This is a genomic window from Actinomyces sp. ZJ308, from assembly GCF_011752065.1.
Classification (GTDB): domain Bacteria; phylum Actinomycetota; class Actinomycetes; order Actinomycetales; family Actinomycetaceae; genus Actinomyces.
This window is the reverse complement of sequence record NZ_JAAIJY010000019.1, coordinates 16308-42177: the sequence shown is the minus strand read 5'-3', so window position 1 is coordinate 42177 and position 25870 is coordinate 16308. Positions and strand designations below refer to the sequence as shown.

The 25870-nt window shown below is 67.8% G+C and carries 27 protein-coding genes; 17 read left to right on the top strand and 10 right to left on the bottom strand.

Annotation, left to right across the window (positions count from 1 at the left end; all coding sequences use genetic code 11):
- The first annotated feature begins 189 nt into the window (after nt 1–189).
- Nucleotides 190–687: a zinc ribbon domain-containing protein gene (locus HCR68_RS09155; protein ID WP_243859027.1), complete on the top strand. Its 498-nt coding sequence runs from the start codon at nt 190–192 to the stop codon at nt 685–687.
- Nucleotides 688–735: 48 nt separating this feature from the next.
- Here the strand turns inward: HCR68_RS09155 and HCR68_RS09150 are convergent, their stop codons facing one another.
- Nucleotides 736–1704 carry a Fic family protein gene (locus HCR68_RS09150; RefSeq protein WP_167148776.1) on the bottom strand — a complete coding sequence of 323 codons (969 nt, stop codon included), beginning with the start codon at nt 1702–1704 and terminating at the stop codon, nt 736–738.
- A gap of 103 nt (nt 1705–1807) precedes the next feature.
- A complete protein-coding gene (locus tag HCR68_RS09145) occupies nt 1808–2824 on the bottom strand; it encodes an alpha/beta hydrolase (RefSeq protein WP_167148774.1) in 1017 nt (338 codons plus the stop codon).
- Nucleotides 2825–3179: 355 nt separating this feature from the next.
- Between HCR68_RS09145 and HCR68_RS14260 the strand changes: the two genes are divergently transcribed.
- The 7 genes from HCR68_RS14260 to HCR68_RS09110 all read left to right on the top strand — a co-directional run bounded on the left by HCR68_RS14260 (nt 3180) and on the right by HCR68_RS09110 (nt 11032).
- Nucleotides 3180–4199, top strand: a complete 1020-nt coding sequence (locus tag HCR68_RS14260; protein WP_243859026.1) for a DUF6199 family natural product biosynthesis protein — start codon at nt 3180–3182, stop codon at nt 4197–4199.
- Nucleotides 4200–4246: 47 nt separating this feature from the next.
- The gene (locus HCR68_RS09135) at nt 4247–6748 is read left to right on the top strand and encodes a glycoside hydrolase family 3 protein (RefSeq protein ID WP_208320553.1); all 2502 of its coding nucleotides are present in this window, start codon (nt 4247–4249) and stop codon (nt 6746–6748) included.
- A 72-nt stretch (nt 6749–6820) separates the two neighbouring features.
- Nucleotides 6821–7600: a carboxymuconolactone decarboxylase family protein gene (locus HCR68_RS09130; protein WP_167148772.1), complete on the top strand. Its 780-nt coding sequence runs from the start codon at nt 6821–6823 to the stop codon at nt 7598–7600.
- Nucleotides 7601–7797: 197 nt separating this feature from the next.
- Entirely contained in the window at nt 7798–8664 is an 867-nt protein-coding gene (locus tag HCR68_RS09125; protein WP_167148771.1) for an SDR family NAD(P)-dependent oxidoreductase, read from the top strand.
- 49 nt (nt 8665–8713) lie between these two features.
- Nucleotides 8714–9451: a TetR family transcriptional regulator gene (locus tag HCR68_RS09120; RefSeq protein ID WP_167148769.1), complete on the top strand. Its 738-nt coding sequence runs from the start codon at nt 8714–8716 to the stop codon at nt 9449–9451.
- Nucleotides 9452–9476: 25 nt separating this feature from the next.
- The gene (locus HCR68_RS09115) at nt 9477–9956 is read left to right on the top strand and encodes a nuclear transport factor 2 family protein (RefSeq protein ID WP_167148767.1); all 480 of its coding nucleotides are present in this window, start codon (nt 9477–9479) and stop codon (nt 9954–9956) included.
- Nucleotides 9957–10249: 293 nt separating this feature from the next.
- Entirely contained in the window at nt 10250–11032 is a 783-nt protein-coding gene (locus HCR68_RS09110) for an SDR family oxidoreductase (protein ID WP_243859025.1), read from the top strand.
- A gap of 102 nt (nt 11033–11134) precedes the next feature.
- On the opposite strand, the gene HCR68_RS09105 is transcribed toward HCR68_RS09110, so the two are convergent.
- Nucleotides 11135–11536: a helix-turn-helix domain-containing protein gene (locus HCR68_RS09105; protein WP_167148763.1), complete on the bottom strand. Its 402-nt coding sequence runs from the start codon at nt 11534–11536 to the stop codon at nt 11135–11137.
- A 109-nt stretch (nt 11537–11645) separates the two neighbouring features.
- Between HCR68_RS09105 and HCR68_RS09100 the strand changes: the two genes are divergently transcribed.
- The 3 genes from HCR68_RS09100 to HCR68_RS09090 all read left to right on the top strand — a co-directional run bounded on the left by HCR68_RS09100 (nt 11646) and on the right by HCR68_RS09090 (nt 14434).
- Nucleotides 11646–12671 carry an NADP-dependent oxidoreductase gene (locus HCR68_RS09100; RefSeq protein WP_167148761.1) on the top strand — a complete coding sequence of 342 codons (1026 nt, stop codon included), beginning with the start codon at nt 11646–11648 and terminating at the stop codon, nt 12669–12671.
- Nucleotides 12664–13542: an alpha/beta hydrolase gene (locus HCR68_RS09095; RefSeq protein WP_167148759.1), complete on the top strand. Its 879-nt coding sequence runs from the start codon at nt 12664–12666 to the stop codon at nt 13540–13542. The genes HCR68_RS09100 and HCR68_RS09095 overlap by 8 nt, the downstream gene beginning before the upstream one ends.
- A gap of 109 nt (nt 13543–13651) precedes the next feature.
- On the top strand, nt 13652–14434 hold the full coding sequence (locus HCR68_RS09090) for an alpha/beta fold hydrolase (RefSeq protein WP_167148757.1): 783 nt from the start codon (nt 13652–13654) through the stop codon (nt 14432–14434).
- Nucleotides 14435–14551: 117 nt separating this feature from the next.
- On the opposite strand, the gene HCR68_RS09085 is transcribed toward HCR68_RS09090, so the two are convergent.
- Nucleotides 14552–14845 (bottom strand): YciI family protein, encoded by a 294-nt coding sequence (locus HCR68_RS09085; RefSeq protein WP_167148755.1) that lies wholly within the window; start codon nt 14843–14845, stop codon nt 14552–14554.
- An 81-nt stretch (nt 14846–14926) separates the two neighbouring features.
- Nucleotides 14927–15904 (bottom strand): aldo/keto reductase, encoded by a 978-nt coding sequence (locus tag HCR68_RS09080; protein ID WP_208320552.1) that lies wholly within the window; start codon nt 15902–15904, stop codon nt 14927–14929.
- Between the two features lie 184 nt (nt 15905–16088).
- Here HCR68_RS09080 and HCR68_RS09075 point away from each other — a divergent pair, with 184 nt between their 5' ends.
- The 4 genes from HCR68_RS09075 (at nt 16089) to HCR68_RS09060 (ending at nt 20332) form a co-directional block, all read left to right on the top strand.
- The gene (locus HCR68_RS09075; RefSeq protein WP_167148753.1) at nt 16089–16571 is read left to right on the top strand and encodes a MerR family transcriptional regulator; all 483 of its coding nucleotides are present in this window, start codon (nt 16089–16091) and stop codon (nt 16569–16571) included.
- Nucleotides 16572–16663: 92 nt separating this feature from the next.
- Nucleotides 16664–17491, top strand: a complete 828-nt coding sequence (locus HCR68_RS09070; RefSeq protein ID WP_167148751.1) for a class I SAM-dependent methyltransferase — start codon at nt 16664–16666, stop codon at nt 17489–17491.
- Between the two features lie 256 nt (nt 17492–17747).
- On the top strand, nt 17748–19217 hold the full coding sequence (locus HCR68_RS09065) for an AAA family ATPase (protein ID WP_167148749.1): 1470 nt from the start codon (nt 17748–17750) through the stop codon (nt 19215–19217).
- A complete protein-coding gene (locus tag HCR68_RS09060) occupies nt 19214–20332 on the top strand; it encodes a restriction endonuclease (RefSeq protein WP_208320551.1) in 1119 nt (372 codons plus the stop codon). Before HCR68_RS09065 ends, HCR68_RS09060 begins: the two co-directional genes overlap by 4 nt.
- Nucleotides 20333–20344: 12 nt before the next feature.
- On the opposite strand, the gene HCR68_RS09055 is transcribed toward HCR68_RS09060, so the two are convergent.
- The gene (locus tag HCR68_RS09055) at nt 20345–20722 is read right to left on the bottom strand and encodes a type II toxin-antitoxin system death-on-curing family toxin (protein ID WP_167148747.1); all 378 of its coding nucleotides are present in this window, start codon (nt 20720–20722) and stop codon (nt 20345–20347) included.
- 21 nt (nt 20723–20743) lie between these two features.
- Nucleotides 20744–20941, bottom strand: a complete 198-nt coding sequence (locus HCR68_RS09050; RefSeq protein ID WP_243859030.1) for a CopG family transcriptional regulator — start codon at nt 20939–20941, stop codon at nt 20744–20746.
- A gap of 238 nt (nt 20942–21179) precedes the next feature.
- Here HCR68_RS09050 and HCR68_RS09045 point away from each other — a divergent pair, with 238 nt between their 5' ends.
- Both HCR68_RS09045 and HCR68_RS09040 read left to right on the top strand, forming a co-directional pair.
- A complete protein-coding gene (locus HCR68_RS09045) occupies nt 21180–22712 on the top strand; it encodes an alpha-amylase (protein ID WP_167148743.1) in 1533 nt (510 codons plus the stop codon).
- 98 nt (nt 22713–22810) lie between these two features.
- On the top strand, nt 22811–23404 hold the full coding sequence (locus tag HCR68_RS09040) for a DJ-1 family glyoxalase III (RefSeq protein WP_167148741.1): 594 nt from the start codon (nt 22811–22813) through the stop codon (nt 23402–23404).
- A 71-nt stretch (nt 23405–23475) separates the two neighbouring features.
- Here the strand turns inward: HCR68_RS09040 and HCR68_RS09035 are convergent, their stop codons facing one another.
- The 3 genes from HCR68_RS09035 to HCR68_RS09025 form a co-directional block, all read right to left on the bottom strand.
- Nucleotides 23476–24201: a hypothetical protein gene (locus HCR68_RS09035; RefSeq protein ID WP_167148739.1), complete on the bottom strand. Its 726-nt coding sequence runs from the start codon at nt 24199–24201 to the stop codon at nt 23476–23478.
- Between the two features lie 376 nt (nt 24202–24577).
- Complete coding sequence (locus HCR68_RS09030) at nt 24578–24952, bottom strand: SdpI family protein (RefSeq protein ID WP_167148737.1); 375 nt, start codon at nt 24950–24952, stop codon at nt 24578–24580.
- Nucleotides 24953–25122: 170 nt separating this feature from the next.
- Entirely contained in the window at nt 25123–25845 is a 723-nt protein-coding gene (locus tag HCR68_RS09025; RefSeq protein ID WP_167148735.1) for a hypothetical protein, read from the bottom strand.
- Nucleotides 25846–25870 lie beyond the last annotated feature (25 nt).

Sequence of the window (25870 nt, the reverse complement as noted above, 5' to 3'; positions counted from 1 at the left end):
CGCGGACCGGTGCGCGCAGTGTGTGACCACATGGTTGAAAAACGCCAACTGCCGGGTCGAAACGGCGCCAACTGCCGGATCGAGGATGGTGGCCGCTGCCGATCTGCTTTTGGGCGGCGAGCGTTGAGGCCCAGTGATATCGGCGCAACAACATGTTGCTCGACGCCGGGGTCGGGCCGTGGTTTCCTGATGAAGGTGGCTGTGCAGAGGGTCGCGATAAAGAAAGGGATCAACATGAGTATCGGAGAAGTCATCGGTGCGGCCCGGGAGGCTCAGGGGATGACTCAGAGCGACCTGGCGGGCAAGGTGCTTGTCACCCGCCAAGCCGTCTCGAGGTGGGAAACCGGAGTCACGACTCCGGGCGTCGACATGTGCAAGCTTCTTGCTGGTGCGCTCGATGTTCCGGTCACACGGCTTCTGGAGATGCCTCCGGAGCCGTGCTGTCAGAGCTGCGCTCTCCCCTTGGGTAAGGAGGCGGACTACGGCGCCGAGTCCGACGGAACGAAGTCGGAGGAGTACTGCGTCTGGTGCTATCCGGACGGGTCCTTCGACGGAGAGGAGTCGCTCGATGCCTTCATTGAGCACAATGCCCCTTATGTGGCTGAGGGAGTCGGCATCTCTCGGGACGAGGCGGTCTCCTACCTGGCTGTCGTCCTGCCAACCCTCAAGCGGTGGGCTCCCCGGTGACGGGACGGGCCAGGTTGCAGCGGCCCCTGTGACCCTCGCAGTCGGAGATTATGCAGAGCCGTCGTCGTCGACCACTTGCCAGGCTCCTGCTCGGGCACTTCCCTTCCTCCTCAGGCGTCCTGAGCGACGCAGCTCGGAGACGATGCGCTCCGCCGTTCTACGTGAGCACGCCAGGTGCCCCGCCAGATCGGCGATCGTTGCACTCGGGTTGGCACCCAGGAACAAGAGTGTCCGCGCCTGGCGGTCCGGCACCGACGAGCCTGATGCGTAGGGGAGTAGCGCGTCTCGGATAACCGTAAGCATGAAGGTGGCAAAGGACTCGCTCGACCCCGCTGTGTTCGAGCCGGCGATTGCCGCGTAGTACCCGGCCTGGCGATCTCGGATCACACTCTCAATCGGCAGCCAGGCCAGTGGCGATCGCCAGTGCGACAGCAGTAGCGTGTGCCATAGGCGCCCGGTGCGGCCATTGCCGTCCGCAAAGGGGTGTATGAACTCGAACTCGTAGTGGAAGACACACGAGACCAGCAGAGGGTGAAGGTCGGTCGAGGACATCCAGTCGAACAGGTCGGCCATGACCTCGGGAACGTACTGAGCCGGCGTCCCCGCGTGGATGAGCCTGTCCCCCCTGAAGACGCCGGCGTTCCCGGAGCGATACTGTCCAGCGTCGTCGATGAGCCCTTGCATCATGACACCATGGGCTCGCAGCAGGTCATTGGCGGAATGAGGGTTGAGGTCATTCATGAGCTGATACGCGAGACGCGCGTTGTCCACCTCGAGAATCTGCTCGGCGGGACCGAGAACCCGCTTGCCGTCGAGGATTGCCGTGACCATCTCACGTGAGAGCGTGTTCCCCTCGATCATGAGGGAGGAGTGGATGGTGGTGATGCGCAGCTCGCGGTGAAGGACGGGACTCGTACTGAGAGGGGATGCTGTTCCGAGAGCGCCGACGAGCTCGGCGATCTCCATGCAGAGCTCGTCGATCTCGGCTGTGCGGTTCAGCGGTGGCTCGTAGGCCATCTGGTCTCCCTTATGCGTGCTCGGCCCATCTGACATCGTCGCACGTCCCGTGTGACGGCGATTACCGCCACACTTTACCGCCAGTGGCGGTAATCGAGCGCGGTCAGGCCAGCTCCCCGGTGATGAGACGGGCCAGGTCGCGGCGCGCCCGGTGACCCTCGGGGGTGGGGAACATCGGGTAGACGTGGTTGAGGCTCTCGCCGACGTGCAGCGTCGAGTCGACCCCGGCCTCCAGGAGCTTGGCGTGGAAGAGCGCGTTATCCGGCAGGAAGATCTCCCGGGTCCCCACGAAGGTGGTCACCTTCCGCAGGCCCGACAGCTCACCGTAGATGGGGGAGAGGTGCCAGTCGGTCAACGGGGTCTCGCCCGCCCAGGACCGGCCGATCTCGGTGAGGGGCTCGGGCGCCATGAGTGGGTCGGCGTCGACGTAGTCGGCGATATCCGGGTTCACGTGGGTGATGTCGACCCAGGGGGAGATGAGGGCGAGCTCGTCGGGCTGGGCTGCGCCCTCCTCGGCCAGGGACAGGGCGATGACCACCGCCAGGCCCCCGCCGGCGCTGTCACCCATGAGGATGATCCGCTTGCCCGGGTTCTCGGCGACCGTGCGCCGGTAGAGGTCCAGCACCAGGCGGTGCGCCTCCTCCCACGTGTGGTGGGGCGTCAGCGGGTAGAGCGGCATGATGAACTCCGCCCCCGTCCTGCGGGCGAGGTGGTCCACCAGCCAGGCGTGCGCCGAGGCCGCCGTCGAGATGTAGGTGCCGCCGTGGAGGTAGACGACGATCGTGTTCGACGGCGTGCGCCCACGGACGTAGTAGACGGGCATCCCCTCGTCCTCGCGCCTCTCCAGCTCGTAGAAGAGACGCGCCCAGACCGGGAAGGCGACGGCGCGGCGAGGTTCGGGGCGGCCGGCCAGATGAGCGATCCTCTTGGTGGTCGACATGCGGGCGCCCAGCACCTTGACCGGCCGGGTGCCGTACTCCGCGAGGGTCGCCGCGGCCGAGCGCCGGTAGCGCCTGCGCGAGTAGGCGCTGAAGGCTCCCAGCGCCAGGCTCGTACCCGCGATGCCGAGGGCGGTCTTCAGGGTCGTGCTCCGAGCGGCCTTCCGGGACTTCCGGCTCATCATCATTCCTCCACATCACCGGGCGCCGGATGTCGCATGAAAACGCCTCCGGATCCGGCACCCTCACGTCTATCGTAGGTCGTGGAGCCCTGCGATGACGGGGCAGACCCCGACCTTCCGCGCAGTGCTGAGTAGTGACGGGCCATTGTGGTCGGTTCCGGTGTACGGCGTAGGACGACGACGATCAGGATCGGAAATACAGGCACTCGGATGGCTCGATTGCAATACAGTGGTGCTGCTCAAGCGCTGGTCTGACTGATCCGTCATCCCACTGCTCCGCGAGGTGGGATCAGTATCTGGATGAGCGCGAGGTGCAAGGCGTGTCATGGGCTGAATCTCTGAAAGGTGTTTAGTTGTGCGGGGATTGCAGGCGCTCCTTATAATTGCTGCCATTATTTGGGGTCTGTTGGGGTTGTGGCAGATGGTCAATCCAAAAGGTTCGTGGAGGGCCACTGAGGGATGGAAGTATAAGAATCCTGAGGCTAACGAACCGTCGGAAGCCTCTTATGGCTTGCGGAGTCTCGGGGGGTTCTTCTCCATCATCATGGCGGCAGTTTTGGTCGGCTATGCCGCCCAGGTAGGGAAATTGGATTCTTCTGATTCTCGATCAACGAATCCTGCAGCGCTTCCACTGTCCAGCTATTACGGGGGGTACGACGACGGTTTGGCTGATTACACGGTCCCCGGGCGGACGGTTGATCCCTTCTCCTCGGCGTCTGCGAGCCCGGTCGCCAACGGTGCGCCTGTCACCCTCTTCACCCCGGTCGTTGAGGGGCTCTCCGAGCACGGTCGGTCCGACTCCTCGACGGAGGTCGCGGTGAAACCCATCTACTACCCGTGGACCTCGAGTGACCAGCCCGCAGCATTCGCCTCCGCCACAGTCGTCGACTCCAAGGTGGCTCTGGCGACCCTGGATCCATCGCAGGCCACGACCGAAGGCGCGGGCGCCGGTGTGCTGGGGGAGGGGGTCTATATCGTGGTGCAGCTCGGTCGGGCCGTCTGCGCCATCACGTCGGTGAATGCCTCCCTTTCAGACAGGCAGAACAGCATCTCGCTCTCGGTCTATGGGATTTCTGACCTTAGTCGTTGCGGGCAGCCGGTGGAGGGGGCTTTTGTGGCCATTCCTCTTAGTGAGGAGTTGATCCAGGCGGCTCAGGCCTACCAGTCACCGGATTATCATCCGCTGGCGACTCCGACAAGCACTGAGCTGAATCCCCCATATCGGCGCAGTTACGGCCTGAATAAAGGAGAGTATAGTCCCACGATCTTCCATGCCAGTCGTCGAACTGAGTTTGAGGACACCTGGAATGATCCTGCAACCGATGCTGAGATCGATCGTCGTGCGCTCGTCCCCTGGATTGCTCCCGGCTCATGATGTCGCCTGAAGATGTCCTGACACCTGGAACCGTGGAGTAAGTGCATATGGAAACCTACGAGACCGACCACCTCGATACCGTCCGCGACCTGGCGCCCGAGTGCATGGTGCTGCTGCGCTCCGACGGCGCCTTCCCCCTGGCGGAACCGGGCGAGATCGCCCTGTTCGGCTCCGGCGCCCGCCGCACCATCAAAGGCGGCACCGGCAGCGGCGACGTCAACTCCCGCCACGTCGCCACCATCGAGGAGGGCCTGGAGGCGGCCGGCTTCACCGTCGTCACCAAGCCCTGGCTGGACGCCTACGACCGCGTCCACGAGCAGGCCCACCAGGACTTCATCGCCGGCATCAGGGCCGAGGCCGCGAAGCGCGGCGTCCCCGCCATCATGATCGGCATGGGCTCGGTCATGCCCGAGCCCGAGCACGCGATCCCCCTCGACGTCGAGACCGACACCGACCCTCAAGTGGCCGTCTACGTCCTGGCCCGCACCTGCGGGGAGGGCAGCGACCGCACCCCCGATGCCGGTGACCTCAGGCTCACCGCCTCCGAGATCCGTGACATCCGCGCGCTGAGTGAGCGCTTCGAACGCTTCCTGCTCGTCCTCAACGTGGGCGGTGTCGTCGACCTCAGCCCGATCGAGAACGTCACCAACATCCTCCTGCTCTCCCAGCTCGGCGCGACCATCGGCGACGCCTTCGCCGACGTCCTCCTGGGGCGGGCCCAGCCCTCCGGCAAGCTCACCACCACATGGGCCGCCTGGGACGAGACCGACCAGATCGGCGACTTCGGCGACCCCGACGACACCCGCTACCGCGAGGGCGTCTACGTCGGCTACCGCTTCTACGACTCGATCGGCAAGGAGCCCCTTTTCCCCTTCGGATTCGGTCTGGGCTACGCGACCTTCGACCTTTGCACCCGCCAGGTGAGCCTCGACGGCGCGCGCGTGAGCATCGACGTCGACGTCACCAACACCGGCTCCCACCCCGGCAAGGAGACCGTCCAGGTCTATGCCGCTGTTCCGTCCGGCCGCCTCGACCAGCCGCTCCAGGCGCTGGTCGGCTTCACCAAGACCGGACAGATCGCCCCCGGGGAGACGACGCGCGTCACCGTCGACGTCGACCTGACCGACCTGGCCTCCTACGACGCGGCCGCCCACGCCACCGTCCTGGAGGCCGGCCGCTACCTGCTGCGGGTGGGAACCTCCAGCCGGCACCTGAGCCCCGTCGCCGTCATCGGCCTCGGCGAGGATACGATCGTGCGTCGCCTGACCGGAGACCTGGGCGACCCCGGATTCACCGACTGGAGGCCCGAGTCCCCGGTAGTCCTCGACATCCCGGCCGACCTGCCACTGCTCGCCGTCGACCCGGCCCGTCTGCACCTCCCCGACCGGGATGAGCCCGCAGGCGCCGCAGACCTCGGCGAGGCGCTCGCCCTGGCTCGGACCCTGTCCGACGACGAGCTCATCCACACCGTTCTGGGCGACTACCGCAGCGGTAAGGAGTCCGGGTCCATCATCGGGGCGGCCTCCACAACCGTCGTCGGCGCGGCGGGCCAGTCCACCACCCGCATCGCCGGGGTGCCCAGCATCATCATGGCCGACGGGCCCGCCGGCCTGCGCCTGGCCCCCACCTACGGCGTCGACGCCGAGGGCCCCTTCTCCCTGGGCGACTCCAGCCTGCCTCCCACTTTCCTCGAGCTCATGGACGACGCCGGACGCGAGGCCCTGGGCATCGCAGGCGAGCCCGAGCCCCGCGAGCCCGTAGAGATCCGCGAGCAGTACGCCACGGCCATCCCCATCGGCACCGCGCTGGCCCAGTCCTGGAACCCGGCGCTGGCTGAGCGGCTCGGCGACGTCGTCGGGGCTGAGATGGAGCGCTTCGGCGTCCACCTCTGGCTCGCCCCGGCCTTCAACCTGCACCGGTCCGTCCTGTGCGGACGTAACTTCGAGTACCTCTCCGAGGACCCGCTCCTGGCCGGGATCATCGCCGCCGCCATCACCCGCGGCGTCCAGTCCCACCCCGGGCGGGGCGTGACCATCAAGCACCTGGCCTGCAACAACCAGGAGACCAACCGCCTCAACTCCAACAGCCGGGTCGGCCCGCGCGCCCTGCGGGACCTCTACCTGCGCGCCTTCGAGATCTGTGTGCGCCGGGCCCGGCCGGCCGCCGTCATGACCTCCTACAACCTCATCAACGGCGTCCACACCTCCGAGTCGGCCCAGCTGCTCGAGGTCATCCTGCGCCGGGAGTGGGGCTTCGACGGACTGGTCATGACCGACTGGGTCGTTGACGGCATGGCCCGCAGCGACATGAGGCACCCGCGTGCCACCGCCGCCGCCACCGTCAAGGCCGGCAACGAGCTCTTCATGCCCGGCGGCGAGCCGGACCGGCAGGACCTCCTGGCCGCCCTGGGACGGGGGAGTGAGGACCTCGGGGCGGCCGGCCGGCCCGAGCAGGCCGACGGCGCGGTGAGCCTGACGCGCGCCGAGCTCGAGACGCAGGCAGCCCGCGTCATCCGCATGGCCTGGAGGCTTGCCGCAGCCGGGGTGTGAAAGAACCTGTCGCCCGGGCGGTAGACATGACATGCTCAGGACAAGCCGCCCGCACATCGTAAGGAGCCCTCCATGGCGCTGACACCCCAGGCACGCGAGACCTTCACCAGGCTGTTCGGGGTGGAGCCCCAACCGCACCCCACGGACCCCGAGCTGTTCGACATCCTCCAGAACGGGATCTTCGACGAGGCCTTCTCCACGGGTGTCCTCACCGACGTCGAGCGCGAGCTGCTCACCGTCACCGTCCTGGCCGCTATGCAGACCCTCCCGCAGCTCAAGGCCCACGTGGGCGCCGCCCTCAACATCGGCGCCACGCCCCTGCAGCTGCGCGAGGTCATCTACCAGTGCGCCCCCTACATCGGATTCCCCAAGACCCTCAACGCCATCGGTGTGGCCAACGAGGTCTTCGAGGCGCACGGCATCTCCCTGCCCCTGGAGAACGCCGGCACCGTTGACGCCACCGACCCCAGCGCCCGGGAGGAGGAGGGAGCCGCCATCCAGACCCCGCTGTACGGCAACGAGGTCAGGGAGGTCTTCTCCGCCCTGCCCGAGCCCTTCGATGAGTTCGTGCCCCACCTGCTGACCTCCTGGGCCTTCGGCGACTTCGCCACCCGCGGCGGGCTCGACGTCGCCCAGCGCGAGCTCGTCAGCCTTGTGGCCATCGCCGCCATCGGCGCAGCCACCCAGCTGCGTCCGCACGTGGCCGGGGCCATCAAGGCCGGGTCCTCCCGCCAGAAGGTGGCGGCCGCCCTGGTCCAGGTCATGCCCTACATCGGCGGCCCCTACGCCCTGTCCGGCCTCGTCCTGGTGGCCAGGTACGACGAGAACGCCTCCTCGGAGGCCTACCGCTAGGCGAGGCCGTTAGGGACTCCCGGGAACTCTCGAGAACCGGGGTGGGGAGCCGGCACTGAGGTGCCGGATCCCCACCCCGGTTTCTTCTCGCCTCGCTGCTTCCATTCGATTCATGCCGGGGTTCGACACGAAGGCGTATGCCGACGGCATAACGAAACGCGGTTGCGTAAACGTAGTCGGCCTGACAGGCTGAACGCATGGCAACTCAGACATGGTTCATCACAGGATCCTCGCGCGGCTTCGGTCGCGCCCTGGCCGAGGCGGTGCTCGAGGCGGGAGACCGGCTTGTCGCCACCGCCCGCAAACCCGAGCAGCTGGCCGATCTCGTTGAGCGCTACGGAGAGAGCAGAGTGCTGCCCGTGGCCCTCGACGTCACGAGCGCGGAGCAGGCTCGCGTAGCGGCCCAGAGCGCCGTCGAGCACTTCGGTCAGATCGACGTCGTGGTCAACAATGCCGGCTACGCCAACATCGCCCCCATCGAGACCGCTCCGGAGGAGGACTTCCGCCGTCAGTTCGACACCAACTTCTGGGGCGTCTACAACGTCTCCACGGCCTTCATTCCGATCCTGAGGCGTCAGGGAAGCGGAGTGATCGTGCAGTTCTCCTCCCTGGGTGGACGAGTGGGCGGACACGCGGGCCTGGGCGCCTATCAGGCCGCCAAGTTCGCTGTCGACGGTTTCACCCGCGTCCTGGCCACCGAGCTCGCCCCCTTCGGGGTCCGTTGCCTGGTCGTCGAGCCCGGCGGGTTCGCCACCGACTGGGCCGGACCCTCCATGGAGATCCTGGATATCGATGAGGGCTACCGGGACACGGTTGGAGCCATGGCCAACCTCATGAGCACCGGCATCGCCTCCGAAGGCGACCCCGTGCGCGCCGGCCAGACCCTGGTGCGTATCCTCAAGCGTGACAACCTGCCCGGGCACATCCTCTTCGGTGCTCGAGCCGCGCAGACCGCCATCGACTACTCGCTCTCACAGATCGCCGAGGCCACGACCTGGCTGCCGGTCAGTGTCTCCCTGGACTTCGAGCGCCCCTACCCGGTGGAGCTTCCCAACGACGTGTGAGGCGGGCCCGCCGGGCTGCCCCGGAGGAGCGGCATGAAACCATAGGGCTATGCCCTCACCGCCCCCACAGCAGTTCCAGCGAGCCCGTGGCCCCGAGGCCAAGCAGCACAGGCGACGAGTGATCCTCGACGCGGCGGCCCAGCTGGCTCGCCGGCGTGGAGTGCGGGTCGTCACCCTGACCGACATCGCCGACGCCGTCGGGATGCACAAGTCGGCGATGCTGCGCTACTTCGAGACACGCGAGCAGATCTTCCTCATCCTGACCGGCGAGGGGTGGCAGGAGTGGGCGGACGTCCTGCACGAGCAGCTCGAACCCCGCCCAGCGCGGGAGACTGACGCCGAGTGTGCCGCGGCCATCGCGCGCGTCATGGCCCATACGCTGCGAGAGCGTCCTGTCCTGTGCGACCTGCTCGCGCAGGCTCCCCTCAACCTGGAGCGCAACGTGTCCCTGGACTCCCTGCGCACCTCCAAGCGGGAGATGGTGGGACAGGTTCAGCGTATCAGCGACCTGATCCGCCGGCTGCTGCCGCTGGATGAGGCACAAGCCCTCAACGTCGTCGCCACCGCCACCAGCATGGCCGGCGCCCTGTGGCAGATGGCGGCCCTGGACACCCCACTGCGGGACCTCTACGAGAGCGACCCCGAGCTGCGCTGCGCCGTCGTCGACGTCGAGGGGCAGCTCGCCGACATACTGACCGGCCTCATGACCGGTTACCTCGCGCCCGGACGCGCCTGTGTCCGGCGCGCCGGCCCGGCCGAGGCAAGGACGGCGGGCCCAGCCACCTGACATCATCCACAGAAACGAGACAGTCATGACCGACTCGCGCAACCTCGACCGCACCGTCAGCCTCGAGCAGGTTGCAGACCGAATCGCGATCCGCGAGCTCTTCGACGCCTACGCCCACTGCGCCGACCGGCGGGACCTGGAGGGCCAGAAGGCCCTGTTCACCGAGGACGCCCGTTTCTCCGTCCACATGGACGGGGCGGGAAGCGAGCCCAGCTACGTGCTCGAGGGGCGTGAGGCCCTCACCCCGGTCTTCGCCGACCTCAACCGTTATGACGTCACCACCCACTTCAACGGTCAGAGCACGGTGCAGCTCGACGGCGACCGTGCCACGGGCGAGAGTTACACCATCGCCTACCACTTCTACAACGAGGGCGGGACGCGCAAGGTCATGATCGCCTCCCTGCGCTACCTGGACGTCTTCGTCAAGCGCGACGACGTCTGGTACTTCGCCGAGCGGACCCTCGTCGTCGACTGGAGCGAGACGCGCGACAGTGACGCTCAGTAGGAGTCCCGCTGATGGGCTGAGCGGAGTCGCCTACGATCCTGTAGACCATCCGCCGCCGTCCAAGGGGCGTTCCCGAGTTTCGGGGACGCCCCTCGCTGTCGAGATGACAATGTGTGATGGGCGGCGATTTCTCGACTTGACGTCATTTACCCCAGGTCAACAACTGATTCATCATATGTACTAACAACTCTTTTCCTCATAGGTTCTTGTTCGTCAGGGTGCTCAACCCTGACGCCAAAAACCTCTCGGCCAACCGGCCCGGGAACGACTCAAGAATGACTCAAGGAAGAGAGATGACCATGGACCGCAACTACTTCGACCTGACCGGGCAGGTGGCCCTCGTGACCGGCTGCTCGTCGGGCATCGGCATCCAGATGGCCAAGGCGCTGGCCAGCGCCGGAGCCAACATTGTCGCGGTGGCCCGCCGCGTCGAGCGCGTCGAGGCCGTTGCCAAGGAGATCGCCGACGAGTTCGGGGTCAAGACCCTCGCCCTGCACTGCGACGTGCGCGACACCGCCGGCGTCGAATCCGCCGTCGACGCCGCTCTGGAGACCTTCGGCCGCCTCGACATCGTGGTCAACAACGCCGGAACCGGCAGCTTCGGCCCCGCCGAGGACCTGACCGACGAGCAGTTCGACACCGAGGTGGACATCGACCTGTACGGCATCTTCCGCGTCTCGCGCGCCGCGGCGAAGAAGGCCATGATCCCCGCCGGCTACGGACGCATCATCAACGTCGCCTCCATGTACGGCATGGTCGGCTCCAACGTTGCCGGCATGGCCGCCTACCACGCGGCCAAGGGCGGCGCCGTCAACCTCACCCGCGCCCTGGCCGCCGAGTGGGCCAAGTACGGCATCACCGTCAACGCCCTGTGTCCCGGCTACTTCTACTCCGAGCTGACCACCGACGTCCTGGACGCCGAGGACACCGGATCGGCCTTCCGTGCCATGATCCCGCTGGACCGCTTCGGCAAGGAGGGCGAGCTCGACACCGCCATCCTGTTCCTGGCCTCGAAGGCCTCCGGCTACGTCGTCGGATCGCCCATTCTCGTCGACGGCGGCTACAGCGCCATCTGATATCTCCGGGGTCCTGTCGTGTCGTGTCCTTGCGGGGGTGCGCCGGTCTCCGGCGTGCTCCCGCAGGCGGTTCTGGGGTCCTGCTCCCTGACCGAGATCGCGTCATGACTCCATGTGGGCCCTGCGCAGGGCGGACATGCGCTCGGTCAGGCCGGCCTCGTCGAGGTCGGGGGCGTTGTGCGTCGTCGTCGGGTCGATGCGTGCGCCGAGCCGGCCGAGCTCGATGAGCAGCGGCACGACGGCCAGACCCTGCTCGGTCAGTGAGTAGCGGCCCTGCCTGCCGCGAGTGACCTCGTTCTTGGTCAGGAAGCCCGTCTCGACCAGGTCGGCCAGTCGGCGGGACAGCACCGGGGCGCTGATGCCCTCCTGGCTGCCGGTGAGCAGCTCGCGGAAGGAACGTCTGTCATGCAGGACGATGTCGCGCAGAATCAGCAGGCTCCACCGGTCGCCGAGAAGCTCGAGGCTGCGGTTGATCGGGCAGTCAGAGCGGGGGTGGGGGATCATGCGCGCTCCTGGAGGTAGTTGCATTCTGTTACTGGATAGCATAACGTCTCCTCCAAGTGGTAACACAATGCAACTAGATGCAGTGATCCTGCATCACAGGAAGGACACGATGAAGGCTTTCGTCCTGGAGAAGTACGGCCGGCCCCTGCGCCCCGTGGACATGCCCGTTCCCGAGCCCGGTCCGCACCAGGTGCTCGTCAGGATGATCGCCTCCGGCGTCAACCATGCCGACGAGCGCACCCGCACCGGGGAGTTCAAGGCCGTCTTCCGTCTCGACCTGCCCAAGGTCATGGGAGGAGAGCTCTCCGGCGAGGTGATCGCCGTTGGCAGCCAGGTCACGGGGCTCGCCGTCGGCGACCTGGTCTACGGCTACACCGGCGTGGTCGCCATGGGGACCTGGGCGGAGATCGTCGCGGTCGATGCCGACTCCCTGGCCCCCGCCCCGCGCAGCATCCCACTGGTCCAGGCCGCCGCGCTGCCCGTCGTCGCACTGACCGCATGGCAGGCGCTCGTGACGATCGGTCGGCTCGAGGCGGGTCAGACGGTCCTCGTCCACGGCGGGGCCGGCGGCGTCGGCGCGGCAGCCATCCAGCTCGCCAAGCACCTGGGCGCCACCGTGGCCACCACGGCCTCCGCATCCAGCGCTGAGGTCGTCCGCGATCTTGGTGCCGACGTCATCATCGACTACCGCAACGAGGACTTCGTCGAGCGTCTGGCCGGTACCCCCGTCGACATCGTCATCGACACCCAGGCCGGCGAGGTCACCTCCCGGTCGCTCGAGGTGCTGCGCCCGGGAGGCATCGTGGTCGGTATCGCCGGCACGCCCGACCCCGCGCTGGCCGACCAGGCCGGAGCCGGCCCCGTCGTCAAGCTCGCCCTGTCCGCCCTCAGCCTCAGGCTGCGCCGCCGGGCCAGCAGGCTCGGCGTGCGCTACCGGTTCCTGTTCATCGAGCCCGACGGCGAGGCGCTGCGAGCCGTCGCCGGACTCGTCGACGACGGTGTCCTCAAACCCGTCGTCGACCGGGTCCTGCCCTTCGACGACACCCCCGCCGCGCTCGACCAGCTGCTGGCCGGCGGCACCCGGGGCAAGGTCCTGGTCACCATCGACTCCAAGGAGGTCACCACCCATGCCTGAGACAGGCGGCACCACACTGAACGGTGGGCGCGCGACTCGATGGACCTCCGCTCCCACCCGGCACCTGCGGGTCAGGAACGAGTCCCTCGCCTACCGGGATCTTGGGGCCGACGGCGCCATGCCCATCGTCCTGCTCACCCACCTCGGTGCCACCCTCGACGAGTGGGATCCCCGCGTCGTCGACGCCCTGGCGGCCGGTCGCCGCGTCATCGCGCTCGACCTGCCCGGCATCGGCTCCTCCGCCGGGAGCGTGCCACCGACCATCAAGGGCATGGCCGGCGCCGTACGGGCCTTCATCGCAGCGCTCGGCCTCAGTCGGATCGACCTCATGGGCTTCTCGCTGGGAGGATTCGTCGCCCAGCAGGTCGCCCTCGACGCCCCGAACCTGGTGCGACGGCTCGTCCTGGCTGGAACAGGCCCTGCCGGAGGCGAAGGGATCAACCGGCCCACCGGGGCGGCCTACGTCTACCTCGACATGCTGCGCGGGGCGCTGGCTCGCACCGACGCCAAGGAGTTCCTCTTCTTCCCGCGCACGCCCACCGGCAAGGCGGCGGCCCGCGACTACCTCGCCCGGATCCGCGAACGAGTCATGGACCGGGACACACCGATCACCCTCAAGGCCTTCCGCACCCAGATCGCCGCCATCAAGGCCTGGGGACGCCAGCAGCCGCAGGACCTGTCCCGGATCACGGCCCCCACCCTCATCGCCAACGGTGACCACGACCGTATGGTCCCGACCCCGCTGTCCCAGGACCTGCACCAACGCATCCCCGGCAGTGCGCTGGTCATCTACCCAGGGTCCGGGCACGGCGGCGTCTTCCAGCACCATGAGGAGTTCATTCCGACGCTGCTGGCGCACCTCGACGACTGAGGCGCAGGACCGGAGCGCGGCGGGGCTGTCCGGCGGGGCGTCTACCGTGGCTCTACCATGGCTGCCGGGCCGGGCGCCTTCCGCCTGGCCCGGACGGCAAGGAGCACATGTGACGACGACGCAGCCCTACCTCTCACGGCAGGTCACCTTCACCGCCCAGGGGCAGAGGATCGGGGGACTGGCCTACATCCCGCGCGCGGCGTCGTCGGCCCCCGCGCCCCTGGTCATCTGCGGCCACGGCATGGAGGGATCCCACACCCGCGTCGCCCCCATGGCGCGACGCTTTGCCGCGGCCGGTGCCGTGGCCGTCTGCTTCGACTTCCGCGGGGGCGGCGGCAGTGCCAGCCAGGGCGAGACCACCGCGATGTCGGCCCTCACCGAGCTGGCGGACCTGGAGGCCGTGCTCACCGCCGCCTGCGCCTGGCCGGAGGCGGACGCCTCCCGGGTCGCCCTGTTCGGGCTGAGCCTGGGAGGAGCGGTCGCTGCGCTCGCGGCCGCCCGGCACCCGCAGCGGATCGCCGCCCTGGCCCTGTGGTACCCGGCCCTGCGGCTGGGGGAGAACCTGCGCGCCGCCTTCCGCACCCTGGCGGCCGTGCCCGAGGAGTTCGACTGGGCGGGCAGCCGCCTGGGGCGCGCTTACGCCGTCGACGGCTGGAACCTGGAGGTCGGGGCCGAGCTGGCCACCTACCGCCGTCCCGTCCTCATCGTCCACGGGGAGCAGGACCGCGCCGTGCCCATCGAGGTCTCCCGGGCCGCCGCACGATCCCTTCCCGACGCCGAGCTCGTCACCATCCCCGGCGCCGCCCACGGCTTCGGGGACGCCAACTGGGAGGAGGCCATGCGCCGCACCGCCGACTTCCTGGCGTGGAACGGCGTCCTGGAGGAGGACTGAGCCGCACGGCCGGTCGCGCACAGCGGTGCAGACGTCGCCGGCCGGTCGCCACCCGGAGGCTGAGGGGGCAACCGGCCGAGCCCGGTGCCGCGCCGTTAGAAGGCGGGGCCACCGCTCCTACTCCAGAAGACCGGCGACCTCGGGCACGCCGGAGGCCGCCTTGAACTCGGCAACCTCGTAGGTGGCGCCGTCGGGGTAGTAGACGTCCTGGGACAGGATCTTCTCCAGGTCCTCGCGCGACGCCGCCCGGGCGACGATGATGCCGGCCTTCTCACGGTCCAGGCGCGGTCCCAGGAGGATGAAGTCTCCGGACTCGACGTGCGCGGAGAACCAGGCTCGGTGCGCGGCCAGGTGCTCCGCAGCGCTCTGCTCGTCAACGGTCTCGGTGATGGTCAGGTCAATGATGAACATGTCTGTTCCTTCAAGTAGGTGGGTGGTGGTGGCTGCGGGAGGTGGCCGTGCAGGTTGGCGTGCAGGTTGGCGTGCAGCCCCTCAGGACATCGGGCTCTCCCACGAGCCCCGGGTGTCGACGCCGGAGGCCTGCGCGGCCTCCTCCAACCTGGCGACCTCGTCCGCGCTCAGCGTCAGGCTGACGGCCTTGGCCGCGTCGTCGACCTGGGCGGGCGTGGTGACCCCGATGATCGGGATGGTGCCCTTGGCGATGGCCCAGGCGACGCTGACCTGAGCGGGGGCGACGTCGTGGGCCGCCGCGATGGCGCGCAGCGTCTCCAGCAGGGCCCCGAGCCTGGGCAGCAGCGGGTTGTAGGTGCGGCCGCGCTGGGAGTCGGCCGGCATGAGGTGGTCGGCGTCGTACTTGCCGGACAGGGCGCCCTGCTCCAGGGTCATGTAGGCGAAGAAGTCGATGCCGTTGTCGCGGCAGTAGTCCAGAAGGCCCGCGTCCTCGCTCGAGCGGTACAGGAGCGAGTAGTGGTTCTGGATGGCGGAGAGGTGGACGCCCCTGGTGGACAGGATCTCCTCAACCCGCTTGATCTGGGCGAGGTTGTGGTTCGAGACGCCCACGCGCCCGACCTTGCCCTCCGCGGCCAGCTGGGCCACCAGCGGGGTCCACCGCTCGACGTCACCGGGGTTGTGGATCCAGTAGAGGTCGATGTCGCTGGTGCCGAGGTTCTGCTCGGACTGCGCCAGCTCGTCGGCGACCGGGTCGGTCCCGTCTCCGGCGATCTGCGGAGTGAACTTGGTGGAGATGATGACGTCCTGGCGCGGGACGTCGGCGATCAGGGCGCCGAGCGCGCGCTCGGAGGCGCCCATGCCGTAGACGAGCGCCGTGTCCCACAGGCGCAGGCCCTGGCTCATGGCGGCGTCGAACACCTGCTTGAGGTCGTCATCCGTGAGGTGGTTGCCGAAGACCTGGTCGCCTCCGGCGGCGCCCGACCCCCAGGACCAGGTTCCCAGAGCGATGCGGGGCAGGGGAGCGTTCGGCGTGGCGGGTGAGGTGGAAGAGGCGGACACGATGATCTCCTGAGGTAGGTGGTGAGCAGACGGCGAGGCGGGCGGTGGGGTGGATACCGGCGGTGGGTTCCTCCCCGCGGGCCGTTGTCACTACTCTCGGATATGAAGTGCACTTCAGATCAAGCGCCGGGTGAGTGAGGTGCTGCACGTGCCTGCTCACCGAGGTCAGGAAGGAGAAGACACCATGACGATGCCGGTGACCGCCGACCAGGAACGCACCTACGGCATTGGCGAGGCCTCGCGGGCCACGGGACTGACGACGTCGGCCCTGCGCTTCTACGACCGCGAGGGCCTGCTGCCCCAGGTGGTTCGCACCGAGGGAGGTACCCGCCGCTTCACCGAGGACGACCTGGAGTGGATCCGCTACATCGAGAGGCTCCAGAAGTCCGGCATGCCGATCAGGGAGATCAAGGAGTACGTGCGCCTCTACGTCGAGGGCGACTCGACCATCGCGGCCAGGCGCCGGATCGTGGAGGCTCGGCGCGAGGAGGTTCTCCGCCAGATCAGGGACCTGGAGACCACCCTCGACTTCATCGACTACAAGTGCTGGTTCTACGAGGTGGCGACCCAGGCGGGCTCCTGCGACGTTCCGCGCACCATGGCGCCCGAGGAGCTGCCTCCCAGGATCCGCCGTATCAAGGAGGCCTGCGGCATCCACCGCTACTGAGCTGCGCAGGTCGATGTCGGGCATCGAGGGACGCCGGGAGATGTCGTGACGGCGGTAGCGGCCTGCGGCATCGGAGTCGCAGAATTGACCGCATGAGCGCATACGAGACAGCAGACCTGACCGGGGTCAGCAAGACGATGCTGCTGACCCTCTACGCCCGGGCGCAGCACACGCTCTCCGAGCGGCCCCGCTTCACCGACCCCGCCGCCGTCGAGCTCGTCTCCCGGCTCGACTACGACTTCACCATGGCGAGTCAGGACCGGCTCATGGCCGACGGCGTCGTGCTGCGCACCCTCACCCTCGACCCGCTCGTCGCCGGCTACCTCGCCACCCACCCCGGCTGCACGGTGGTCAACATCGCCTGCGGGCTCGATACCCGCTTCCAGCGCCTCGACGACGGGCGCGTCACCTGGTACGACCTCGATCTGCCCGACGTCATCGAGCTGCGACGCCGGCTGCTCGAGGACGGCGAGCGCCACCGCACGATCGCCGCCTCCGCCCTCGACCCCGCCTGGCCCGACCGGTTGGAAGAGGACAGGGCTAGCGGTGAGGGGAGCGGTGACATGCTCGTCATCATTGAGGGACTGAGCATGTACCTCGAGCAGGACGAGGTGCGCTCCCTGTTGGACATCATCGCTGCGCGGCTGCCCGGCGCGACGGTTCTCATCGAGGTCATGGCCCGCCTGTTCCAGAAGTACGGCAGGGAGCGCTCGGTGGAGGATGCGGGGGCGCGATACACCTACGGCTGCTCCAGCGCCGCCGAGTTCCGCCGCACGGTCGCGCCCGGCTTCACGCTGCTCCACGACGTCCCCTTCACCGACACCATTGCGCGCTACAACCCCGTGCTCGCGCCCCTGGTGCGGTTGCCGCTGGTGGGGCCGCTCTCCGAGCGCATCGTGGTACTGCGCGCACCGGCCTGAGGACGTCTTCCGGCGGGGACATCCTGCGCGTAGGGGTGCACATTCTTCTGGCCGGGGACATGCCACGCGTACGGGTGCAGGATTTCTGTCCCCGACGGCGTCGAATGTCCCCGCCCGGAGGTGAGCGCACCTGGCCGCGTGGAATGCCCCCGGCCGGAGGTGGCCGCACCCGGCTGGTACTGATGGCCGACGGTGGCACTACTATTCTCCCTGGACGTGCTCGCAGCGCCGCGAGCACGGGTGATGAGGAGGAACCATGAGCGAGTCGGTGACGACGTCGGCCGAGGACACGCCTGAGACGGCTGAGGAGCAGGAGCGCCGGTACTGGCTCTACGTCCCCGGCGAGGGCGCCGGGAAGTGGGAGGAGTTTCAGACGGCCGGGATCATGGCCCTCAACTGGGACCGGATCGGTGACCCCACGCGCTACCCGAACGAGGAGGCGATCATCGAGGCACTGGAGTCCAGCTATGGGGACTGGGGAGGGCGCCCGAGGGGCGCGGCGAGAATGATCCGGGACTTCGCCCACACCATCCGCCCCGGCGACGTCGTCTACGCCCGGCGCACTCCGACCGAGATCATCGGACGCGGCATCGTCCGCTCAGGGTTCCGCTACGACGACGTCCGGTCCTCCTACCGCTGTGTGCGCGACGTCGAGTGGACGCATATCGGCTCCTGGACGCTCGACCGTCGGGTCGGCGCCGTGACCCTGCAACGTGTCACGGAGAACACGAGCTACAACCCGGCCCAGCTCGAGTCGCTGTTCAGGGAGCGCGAGGAACTGGCGCCGTCCCCGGACTCCATCCAGGCCCCGGGCGCTGAGGACGCCGATCGGGTCAGCGGTGACGTCGTCGACCTCTACACGCGAGAGAATTTCCTGGAGGAGGTCTTTCTCGATCCCGAGGACCTGGAGCAGATGCTCGGGCTGCTGCGACGCAAGAAGAACCTCATCCTTCAGGGCGCTCCCGGGGCGGGCAAGACCTTCGCGGCCAAGCGCCTGGCCTATGCGCTCATGGGGCAGGTGGACGACTCGCGGGTGGAGATGGTGCAGTTCCACCAGTCGACCGCCTACGAGGACGTCGTCGTCGGGCTGCGGCCCACGAGCGAGGGCGGGTTCGCGGCCGTCGAGGGCGTGTTCGCCAGGTTCTGCCGGCGTGCCGCCGCGGAGCCGGGTCGGGACTACGTGTTCATCATCGACGAGATCAACCGCGCCAACATCTCCAAGGCCTTCGGCGAGCTGCTCATGCTCATCGAGGCCGAGCACCGCGGGGATGCACTGCGCCTGCCGGTCTCCGGGGAGCTGCTGGCCGTCCCGGAGCGGCTCCACCTCATCGGCATGATGAATACGGCCGACCGGGGCCTGGCTCTCATCGACTACGCGCTGCGGCGCCGCTTCGCCTTCTTCGAGATGAAACCGGCCCTCGACCACCCCGGCTTCCTCCGGCACGTCGCGGCCGTGGGCAGCCCGAGGCTGGAGGCTCTGGTCGACGTTGTACGTCGCCTCAACCAGCGGATCATCGAGGACGAGACCCTCGGGCCCGGGTTCCAGATCGGCCACTCCTACCTGTGCCTGCCGCCCAGGGGCTCCGGGAGCGCAGAGGGCGCTGCAGACGCGGACGTCGCCTCGGTGGTGCGCTACGAGCTCGAACCGCTGGTGCGCGAGTACTGGTTCGATAACCGGGCCGCCATGGAGGAGAGCATTCACCAGCTGGAGAGCGTCCTGCTGTGACGGCCACCGCATCCCCCGGCCGGGTAGCCAACGGGGAGCCCGGCCGGCCCCACCCCGAGGGCCCCAGCACCGTGCTGCTCAAGAACGTCTACTACATGCTCGCCTACGCCTTCACCGCGTTGGAGACCGGTGAGCACCGGCGCCTGGCTGCTGAGGACTTCGATCATGCCCACGACCTGCTCGCCGCCGTCCTCGCCGAGGGACTCGACAACCAGCGTCGACGCGGCTTCGAGCGGGACTACGAGTCCTTCACCGAGGACCTGGCGCTCGTGCGGGGACGCATCGACCCCGCCGCCACCTTGCGGCTGCAGGCCCGCCGCAAGGGGCTCATGCGCTGCGGCTACGACGAACGTACCGAGAACACCCTCATGAACCGGCTCCTCAAGACCGCCGCCCTGCGCCTGATCCTGCACGGCGACATCACCTCGGCTCGCAGGACCAGGCTGAAGTCCACGCTGCTCGTCATGGGCGGCGTCGAGCTGATGAGCGCGAGCGAGCTCGGATGCCTTCGCTGGGAGACGCTGCGCTTCCACCGCGGCAACCGCTCCTACCGGCTGCTCATGGGGGTGTGCCGGCTCGTCCTGGACCAGCGGCTGCTCAGCAGTGCCGACGGCGCAGTCGCCCTCGCGGACCTCCTCGACCCTCAGGAGCTGAGCGCCCTCTACGAGCGCTTCGTCCTGGCCTACTTCCGGCGCCATCATCCCCACCTGCGTGCCGGGGCCCCGTGGGTGAGCGGCGGCATCGAGGACGCCCCGGTCTTCCTGCCGGGACTGCACACGGACATCGTCCTGACCGGGGCGGCGCGCACCCTCATCATCGACACCAAGTGCTACGGACGGATCCTCGGGTCCCGTTTCGACAGGCAGATCCTGTCCCCGGCCAACCGCAACCAGATCTACAGCTACGTCATGCACGAGGCCAGCGACCCCCGCCAGAGCGGGCGCGAGGTCGAGGGCATGCTGCTCTATGCCCAGACCACCGTCGACCCGCCGATCCGCGAGACCTGGACGGAGACCGGGCACCGCTTCCACGTGCGCACCCTCGACCTGGACCGGGACTTCACCGAGATCGCCGCCCAGCTCGACGACGTCGCAGCCCTGCTCCCTCCTGCCTGATCCACTCCGGATCTACTCCGGGCCGCGACCATGCCATCGTGCGAGAGCCTTGGTGATCTCCTCCAGCGACAGCTCTCCAGCCGCGACAGCGATCACCAGCTGGTAGGCGTCGTCGTCGGGAGCCTCGATCCAGTGGCCGTTGACATCGAGAAAGACCAGTGTGGCCAACCATCCCAACCGCTTGTTGCCGTCTACCAGCGGATGATTGAGGACCAGGGAGTCGAGCAGGGCCGCAGCCTTCTCGTCGATCGTGGCGTAGGCGTCGCGTCCCCAGAGAGTGGCCGCAGGCCGGTGCAGCGCCGAGTCAAGCAGGCCGAGATCCCGGACCGGTCCCACGGCGAGATCCTCGATGAGTGAGAGGGCGTCCTCGAGTGTCAGGTACTCGATCATCTGCGGTTGGTCGGCGACCGATCAGCGGCCGAGGCGTTCCAGGACATCGGCGTACCGGCTGCGGACGCGGGCGGAAGCCTTCTTGACCCGCTGCTCATGCCCGCGGCGCGCGGCCGCCTCGTGGATCGCCCGGATCGTCGCCTCCTGACGGCTGATCCCGTCCTCCTGTGCCAGGAGTGTCAGAAGGCGCTCATCCTCCTTGCTCAAGCGCAGTGTCATCGCCACGCACCAAGACTAACAGGTGGTACCAAAGTGGTATCAGAGGGATGTGCGGGCTCGGCTGGTGGGGACATCCTGCGCGTAGGGGTGCACATTTTCCTGGCCGGGGACATCTTGCACGTGCGGGGACAGAAATTCTGTCCCCGACGGCGCCGAATGTCCCCGGCCAGAGGTGAGCGCACCCTTCGGTTGCCCGTTCGGCTTTCGCCGTCGGGAGCGGACTGGCAGCATCGGTGCCGTGACCGAGAACCACGCCCAGCCCCGCCCCGCCCACACGGACGACGTCGTCAACCCCCTCCTGCTCCAGGCCTTCGCCTGGGACCTGCCCGCCGACGCCGGCCACTGGCGTCTCCTGGCCGACAACGCCGCCCTCCTGGCCGACTGCGGGGTCAGCTCGGCCTGGCTGCCGCCCGCCTACAAGGGACAGGCCGGCGTGGAGGACGTCGGCTACGGCGTCTACGACACCTACGACCTGGGCGAGTTCGACCAGAAGGGCACCATCCCCACCAAGTACGGAACCAAGGAGGACTACCTGGCCGCCATCGAGGCCCTGCACGCCGCGGGCGTCAGCGTCGTGGCCGACATCGTCCTCAACCACCGCATGGGCGGCGACGACACCGAGGTCGTGCGCGCCACCCCGGTCGACCCTCACGACCGGCTTCGCCCCATCGGCGAGGCCGAGGAGATCACGGCCTGGACCCGCTACACCTTCCCGGGGCGCGCCGGCGCCTACTCGGACTTCACCTGGGACTGGACCTGCTTCCACGGCACCGACTGGGACGAGGCCCGCCGGCTCAAGGGCGTGTGGCTCTTCGAGGGCAAGCAGTGGAACGAGAACGTCACCGACGAGCTCGGCAACTACGACTACCTCATGGGCTCCGACGTCCACGTCACCGACCCCGCCGTCAGCGCCGAGATGGACCGCTGGGGGCGCTGGTACGTGGAGACCACCGGCGTCGACGGCCTGCGCCTGGACGCCCTCAAGCACGTCGGCGCCGACTTCTTCGCCCGCTGGCTGCCCGAGCTGCGCCGCGCCACCGGGCGCGCCCTGCCGGCCGTGGGCGAGTACTGGTCCCGCGACGTCGCCGAGCTGGAGGGCTACCTGGAGGCCGTCCCCTTCACGAGCCTGTTCGACGTCCCCCTCCACTTCCACCTGCACGCCGCCTCCACCTCCAACGGCGACGTCGACCTGTCCCGCCTCTTCGAGGGCACCCTCGTGGCCACCGACCCCGCGCGCGCCGTCACCTTCGTGGAGAACCACGACACCCAGCCGGGCCAGTCGCTGGCCTCCACCATCGAGTCGTGGTTCAAGCCGTCGGCCTACGCCCTCATCCTCCTGCGCGAGGCCGGAACCCCCTGCGTCTTCTGGGGTGACCTGTTCGGCACGCCCGAGACCGGCGACCTGCCGGCCGTCACCGAACTGCCGCTGCTCATGACCATGCGGCGCGCCCTGGCCCACGGTCCCCAGCACGACGCCCTCGACGAGCCCGACGTCGTCGGCTTCGCACGCGAGGGCGACGACGCCCACCCCGGTTCCGGACTCGCCGTCGTCCTGTCCGACCGCCGCGCAGGCGCCAAGCGACTCCACGTCGGAGCCCGGCACGCCGGCGAGCAGTGGGTCTGCGTCCTGGGCGGGCACGAGCCGGTCACCATCGGCGGCGACGGCGGAGTCGAGCTGCCCGTCTCCGACGGGGGCCTGAGCGTCTACGCGCCCGAGACCGCCCGTCCGATCCTGGAGCGCGCCGAGCAGTACCTCCTGCGCCAGCGCTGATTCTGCGCCCCGAGCCGTCGCCTTCCCGGCCGGCACCGTGGGCGCGTAGGGTGATGGCGGCAGCCGCACACCGCTGAGACGACCTTCCTGGAGGAGACATGCCCGCTTTCCACGCGCCCACCGACCAGAGGACCGACAAGTCCGTCGCCGTCCTCATCGCGCCGGGACTGGAGGAGGTCGAGGCGCTGGCGACCGTGGACGTCCTCTTCCGCGCCGGCATCCCGACGACGATGATCTCCGTGACCCCCGAGCGGACCGTCACCTCCTCCCACAACATCGTGGTCACCTGCGACCTCACCCTGGCCGAGGCGGACCTGGCCGACTACGACATGCTCGTCCTGCCCGGCGGCATCCCCGGCACCCCCAACCTCAAGGCCGTCGAGCCGCTCATGGCCGAGGTCACCGAGCGGGTCCGCGCCGGACGACCGGTGGCCGCCATCTGCGCCGCCCCCTCGATCCTGGCCGAACTGGGCCTGCTCGAGGGGCGTCAGGCGACGTCGAACCCCGGCTTCATCGGCGTCCTGGCCGACCACGGAGCACAGGTCAGTCAGGCCGCCGTGGTGACCGACGGCCCCGTCATCACCTCCCGCGGCATGGGCACCGCCATCGACTTCGGCCTGGAGATCGTGCGCCACTACCTGGGCGAGGAGGCCGTCGACGACGTCAAGGCCAAGATCGTCTACCAGGGCTGATGAGCGGGAGGGCCATGCTTCGGCAACAAGCTCGGACCCAGGTCACCTCGCCTGATGACAATGCTGCGGCATCAGCCGCCTGTGTGACTGGAGGTGGCTCCAGCAGTCGACTGCTGGGTCGCGGTCGAGGGGCTGGCCGAGGAGGTGTCATTACCGCACGTCCCCACATCGGCGGTACGTTGCTGCTTCACCACCCATTTTTTGTCGTCATTTAGAACCAGCGTCGTTTCGACTCTGTACTTTCCTATATCCGTCGACATGGTGACGTCCTCACCCTTGGTGTTGACCGCCTTGCTCTCGTTCAGATCGAGACAGGTGGTCACCTGGGCGAGGTCGCGTCTATTGGCTTCAAAGTCCACGATGTCAATCGACACCTTGATGGGTGCTGTGCGGTGTACTCTCCTCGGAAATTCTGGATTCTCGATGAGGTCATCCCGGGCCTTGTCGATCGCAAGTGAGTCGGGATTGTCGGCGGACTTTCCGGTGATATTGAGGCGCCAGAGTGCTTGGTCGTAGGCGACGGAGGCCTTGAGGACCGGAAGCTTCTCGTCTGTCATCTCGGGGGTGACTTCGGTGACTATGTAACCCAGTTCCGTGTCTGAGACGGATTCGGGTGACACTGTCACGTTCTTGGCCGTGGGAGTTGGGGAAGCGCTGATCGACTGTGTCGCGGAGCTGCTTGCGGGCGCCCCTGCCGTACTGCCTCCGGAAGAGCATCCTGCCAATGCGCATGATCCAGCGATCACTGCTCCGCCCAGCATGGTGGTGAGGCGATGGCGACGAACGAGTTTGCGCATAGCGGTTCCTTGTGTGCGGTAGAAGGGAATCGAAATGAATCGAAATGGGAGTAACTGAACGGTAGCTCGCTCCTGGGTTGACGGTCAGGTTGATCTCAAAATATGGACCATTAAGAATGATGTTGCGGCCGACACGAGATACTCCGGAGAGCGTTTCCGCATAAAAAATATGCGACTATTATTCGGACTGGATTCGCACCATGGTTGAGGATCCGTGGTCAGGACGTGCTGTGACTTACGGAAGAATTATTGTTCGAGGATCGGGATAAAGTGTCTTACGCCCTTAAGTTCTTGATTTTTATGAGGGGGTGTTGCTGACGATCTCCCGGAGGTGCGTCCTTCTTGAATTTATCTGACGTCGGTTGTCTAGATGGGTTCACTTCGCATTTCTCAGAAGGTGCGTTCGGTACTTGCGGGCTCGCACGTGAAGCAGCGCGATGCCGGCAGCCACCTGAATCAGCATGACGACCATGGGGATCACGACTGAGATCGTGTCGCGGAGAAACGCCTGAATGGCGAACAGGACGGCGGAGTCGATGAGGACGACGCCCAGGCCTGCCGTGGCCGTCGCGCACTGGGCCTGCATCTCGTACCAGTTCTCCTCGGACTGGAGGGCCACCGCGTACCGCACTCCGGCCCACGAGTTCGGCGGGAGTCTGCGCTGAGACATCCTGCACCCCATGACCAGGAGCAATATCCCCGCCGCGCCCAGGAGCAGGATCATGAGCACGGAGAACGCGGTCTCAGCCATCAGCACCCCTCGCTCTCATCGGCCTGGCAAAGAATCGTGGAGACGGTGAGCCGTCTGTCGCTTCTTTGTCATGGTACGTCCGCGCGGACGCACCGAGGGATCGCGTGCCCACCGTGCCGGGACGGTTGCGAATTCTCAGGTGCGTCCGCGCGGACGTAAGTCCGGTCGGATCAGGCCTTGGTGCTGTGGCGCCGTTTGGGAATGAGGGCGGCGACGACGAGCAGGGCTCCCAGTCCCGCCAGGCAGACGATGGCCGTCGTCGTGAAGTCGAAGCGCAGCCCCAGGCCCGCCGCGATGAGCAGCCCGCCCACCAGGAGCAGGAACGCCCCCCACAGGAGCGTGGATCCCCTGATGTCGCTGGGAGCCTGCGGCTGCTGGTCCTTGCCGGCCACCGTCCCGGCGCTCCACACCGAGTCGGGTGCCGACGACGCGGGTGCCGAATCCGCTGACGCGCTGCGGCTCCTGCCGTTCCTGCCGTCCTGACCGAAGGGGGCGGCATCGAAGGCGGTGGAGAAACCGTCCTGGTTCGAGGCCGAGCTCGAGGCCGGAGAGGTGATGGTGTCAGTGACCGCCATCGCCTCGGTCTCGGTGGTCTCGGCGTCAGCCGAGGGAGCGTCCGGGACGCTGTCGTCCGGTGCCTCCCCGGTGCTCAGGACGTCGGTGGCCACGCCGTCGGAGGCGGGAAGCGGCATGGTCGGTGGCTGAGTCAGCGGTTGAGTCAGCGGCTGGGTCGGTGGCTGAGTCAGGGGCTGGGTGTCTGCCGAGGCGGGGAGGGGTGCCGTGGGGTTCTCAGAGGTGTCCTCAGTGGGGTTCTCAGTGAGATTCTCGGTGGGATTCTCGGTGGTGTCTGTGCTCGTGTCGTCTGGCGAGGTCGCGGACGAGGTGCTGCTCATGGGGGTCTCCTTGCGTGAGGTTCGG

Bases quoted from the DNA above. Each gene is read 5' to 3' on its own strand.
- HCR68_RS09095 (WP_167148759.1), top strand. From the start codon at position 12,664: ATGCCTGAGACAGGCGGCACCACACTGAACGGTGGGCGCGCGACTCGA.
- HCR68_RS09125 (WP_167148771.1), top strand. From the start codon at position 7,798: ATGGCAACTCAGACATGGTTCATCACAGGATCCTCGCGCGGCTTCGGT.
- HCR68_RS09120 (WP_167148769.1), top strand. From the start codon at position 8,714: ATGCCCTCACCGCCCCCACAGCAGTTCCAGCGAGCCCGTGGCCCCGAG.
- HCR68_RS09070 (WP_167148751.1), top strand. From the start codon at position 16,664: ATGAGCGCATACGAGACAGCAGACCTGACCGGGGTCAGCAAGACGATG.
- HCR68_RS09050 (WP_243859030.1), bottom strand. From the start codon at position 20,941: ATGACACTGCGCTTGAGCAAGGAGGATGAGCGCCTTCTGACACTCCTG.
- HCR68_RS09035 (WP_167148739.1), bottom strand. From the start codon at position 24,201: ATGCGCAAACTCGTTCGTCGCCATCGCCTCACCACCATGCTGGGCGGA.
- HCR68_RS09100 (WP_167148761.1), top strand. From the start codon at position 11,646: ATGAAGGCTTTCGTCCTGGAGAAGTACGGCCGGCCCCTGCGCCCCGTG.
- HCR68_RS09150 (WP_167148776.1), bottom strand. From the start codon at position 1,704: ATGGCCTACGAGCCACCGCTGAACCGCACAGCCGAGATCGACGAGCTC.
- HCR68_RS09040 (WP_167148741.1), top strand. From the start codon at position 22,811: ATGCCCGCTTTCCACGCGCCCACCGACCAGAGGACCGACAAGTCCGTC.
- HCR68_RS09085 (WP_167148755.1), bottom strand. From the start codon at position 14,845: ATGTTCATCATTGACCTGACCATCACCGAGACCGTTGACGAGCAGAGC.
- HCR68_RS09065 (WP_167148749.1), top strand. From the start codon at position 17,748: ATGAGCGAGTCGGTGACGACGTCGGCCGAGGACACGCCTGAGACGGCT.
- HCR68_RS09025 (WP_167148735.1), bottom strand. From the start codon at position 25,845: ATGAGCAGCACCTCGTCCGCGACCTCGCCAGACGACACGAGCACAGAC.
- HCR68_RS09110 (WP_243859025.1), top strand. From the start codon at position 10,250: ATGACCATGGACCGCAACTACTTCGACCTGACCGGGCAGGTGGCCCTC.
- HCR68_RS09075 (WP_167148753.1), top strand. From the start codon at position 16,089: ATGACGATGCCGGTGACCGCCGACCAGGAACGCACCTACGGCATTGGC.
- HCR68_RS09115 (WP_167148767.1), top strand. From the start codon at position 9,477: ATGACCGACTCGCGCAACCTCGACCGCACCGTCAGCCTCGAGCAGGTT.
- HCR68_RS09055 (WP_167148747.1), bottom strand. From the start codon at position 20,722: ATGATCGAGTACCTGACACTCGAGGACGCCCTCTCACTCATCGAGGAT.
- HCR68_RS09145 (WP_167148774.1), bottom strand. From the start codon at position 2,824: ATGAGCCGGAAGTCCCGGAAGGCCGCTCGGAGCACGACCCTGAAGACC.
- HCR68_RS09135 (WP_208320553.1), top strand. From the start codon at position 4,247: ATGGAAACCTACGAGACCGACCACCTCGATACCGTCCGCGACCTGGCG.
- HCR68_RS09130 (WP_167148772.1), top strand. From the start codon at position 6,821: ATGGCGCTGACACCCCAGGCACGCGAGACCTTCACCAGGCTGTTCGGG.
- HCR68_RS09155 (WP_243859027.1), top strand. From the start codon at position 190: ATGAAGGTGGCTGTGCAGAGGGTCGCGATAAAGAAAGGGATCAACATG.
- HCR68_RS09030 (WP_167148737.1), bottom strand. From the start codon at position 24,952: ATGGCTGAGACCGCGTTCTCCGTGCTCATGATCCTGCTCCTGGGCGCG.
- HCR68_RS09105 (WP_167148763.1), bottom strand. From the start codon at position 11,536: ATGATCCCCCACCCCCGCTCTGACTGCCCGATCAACCGCAGCCTCGAG.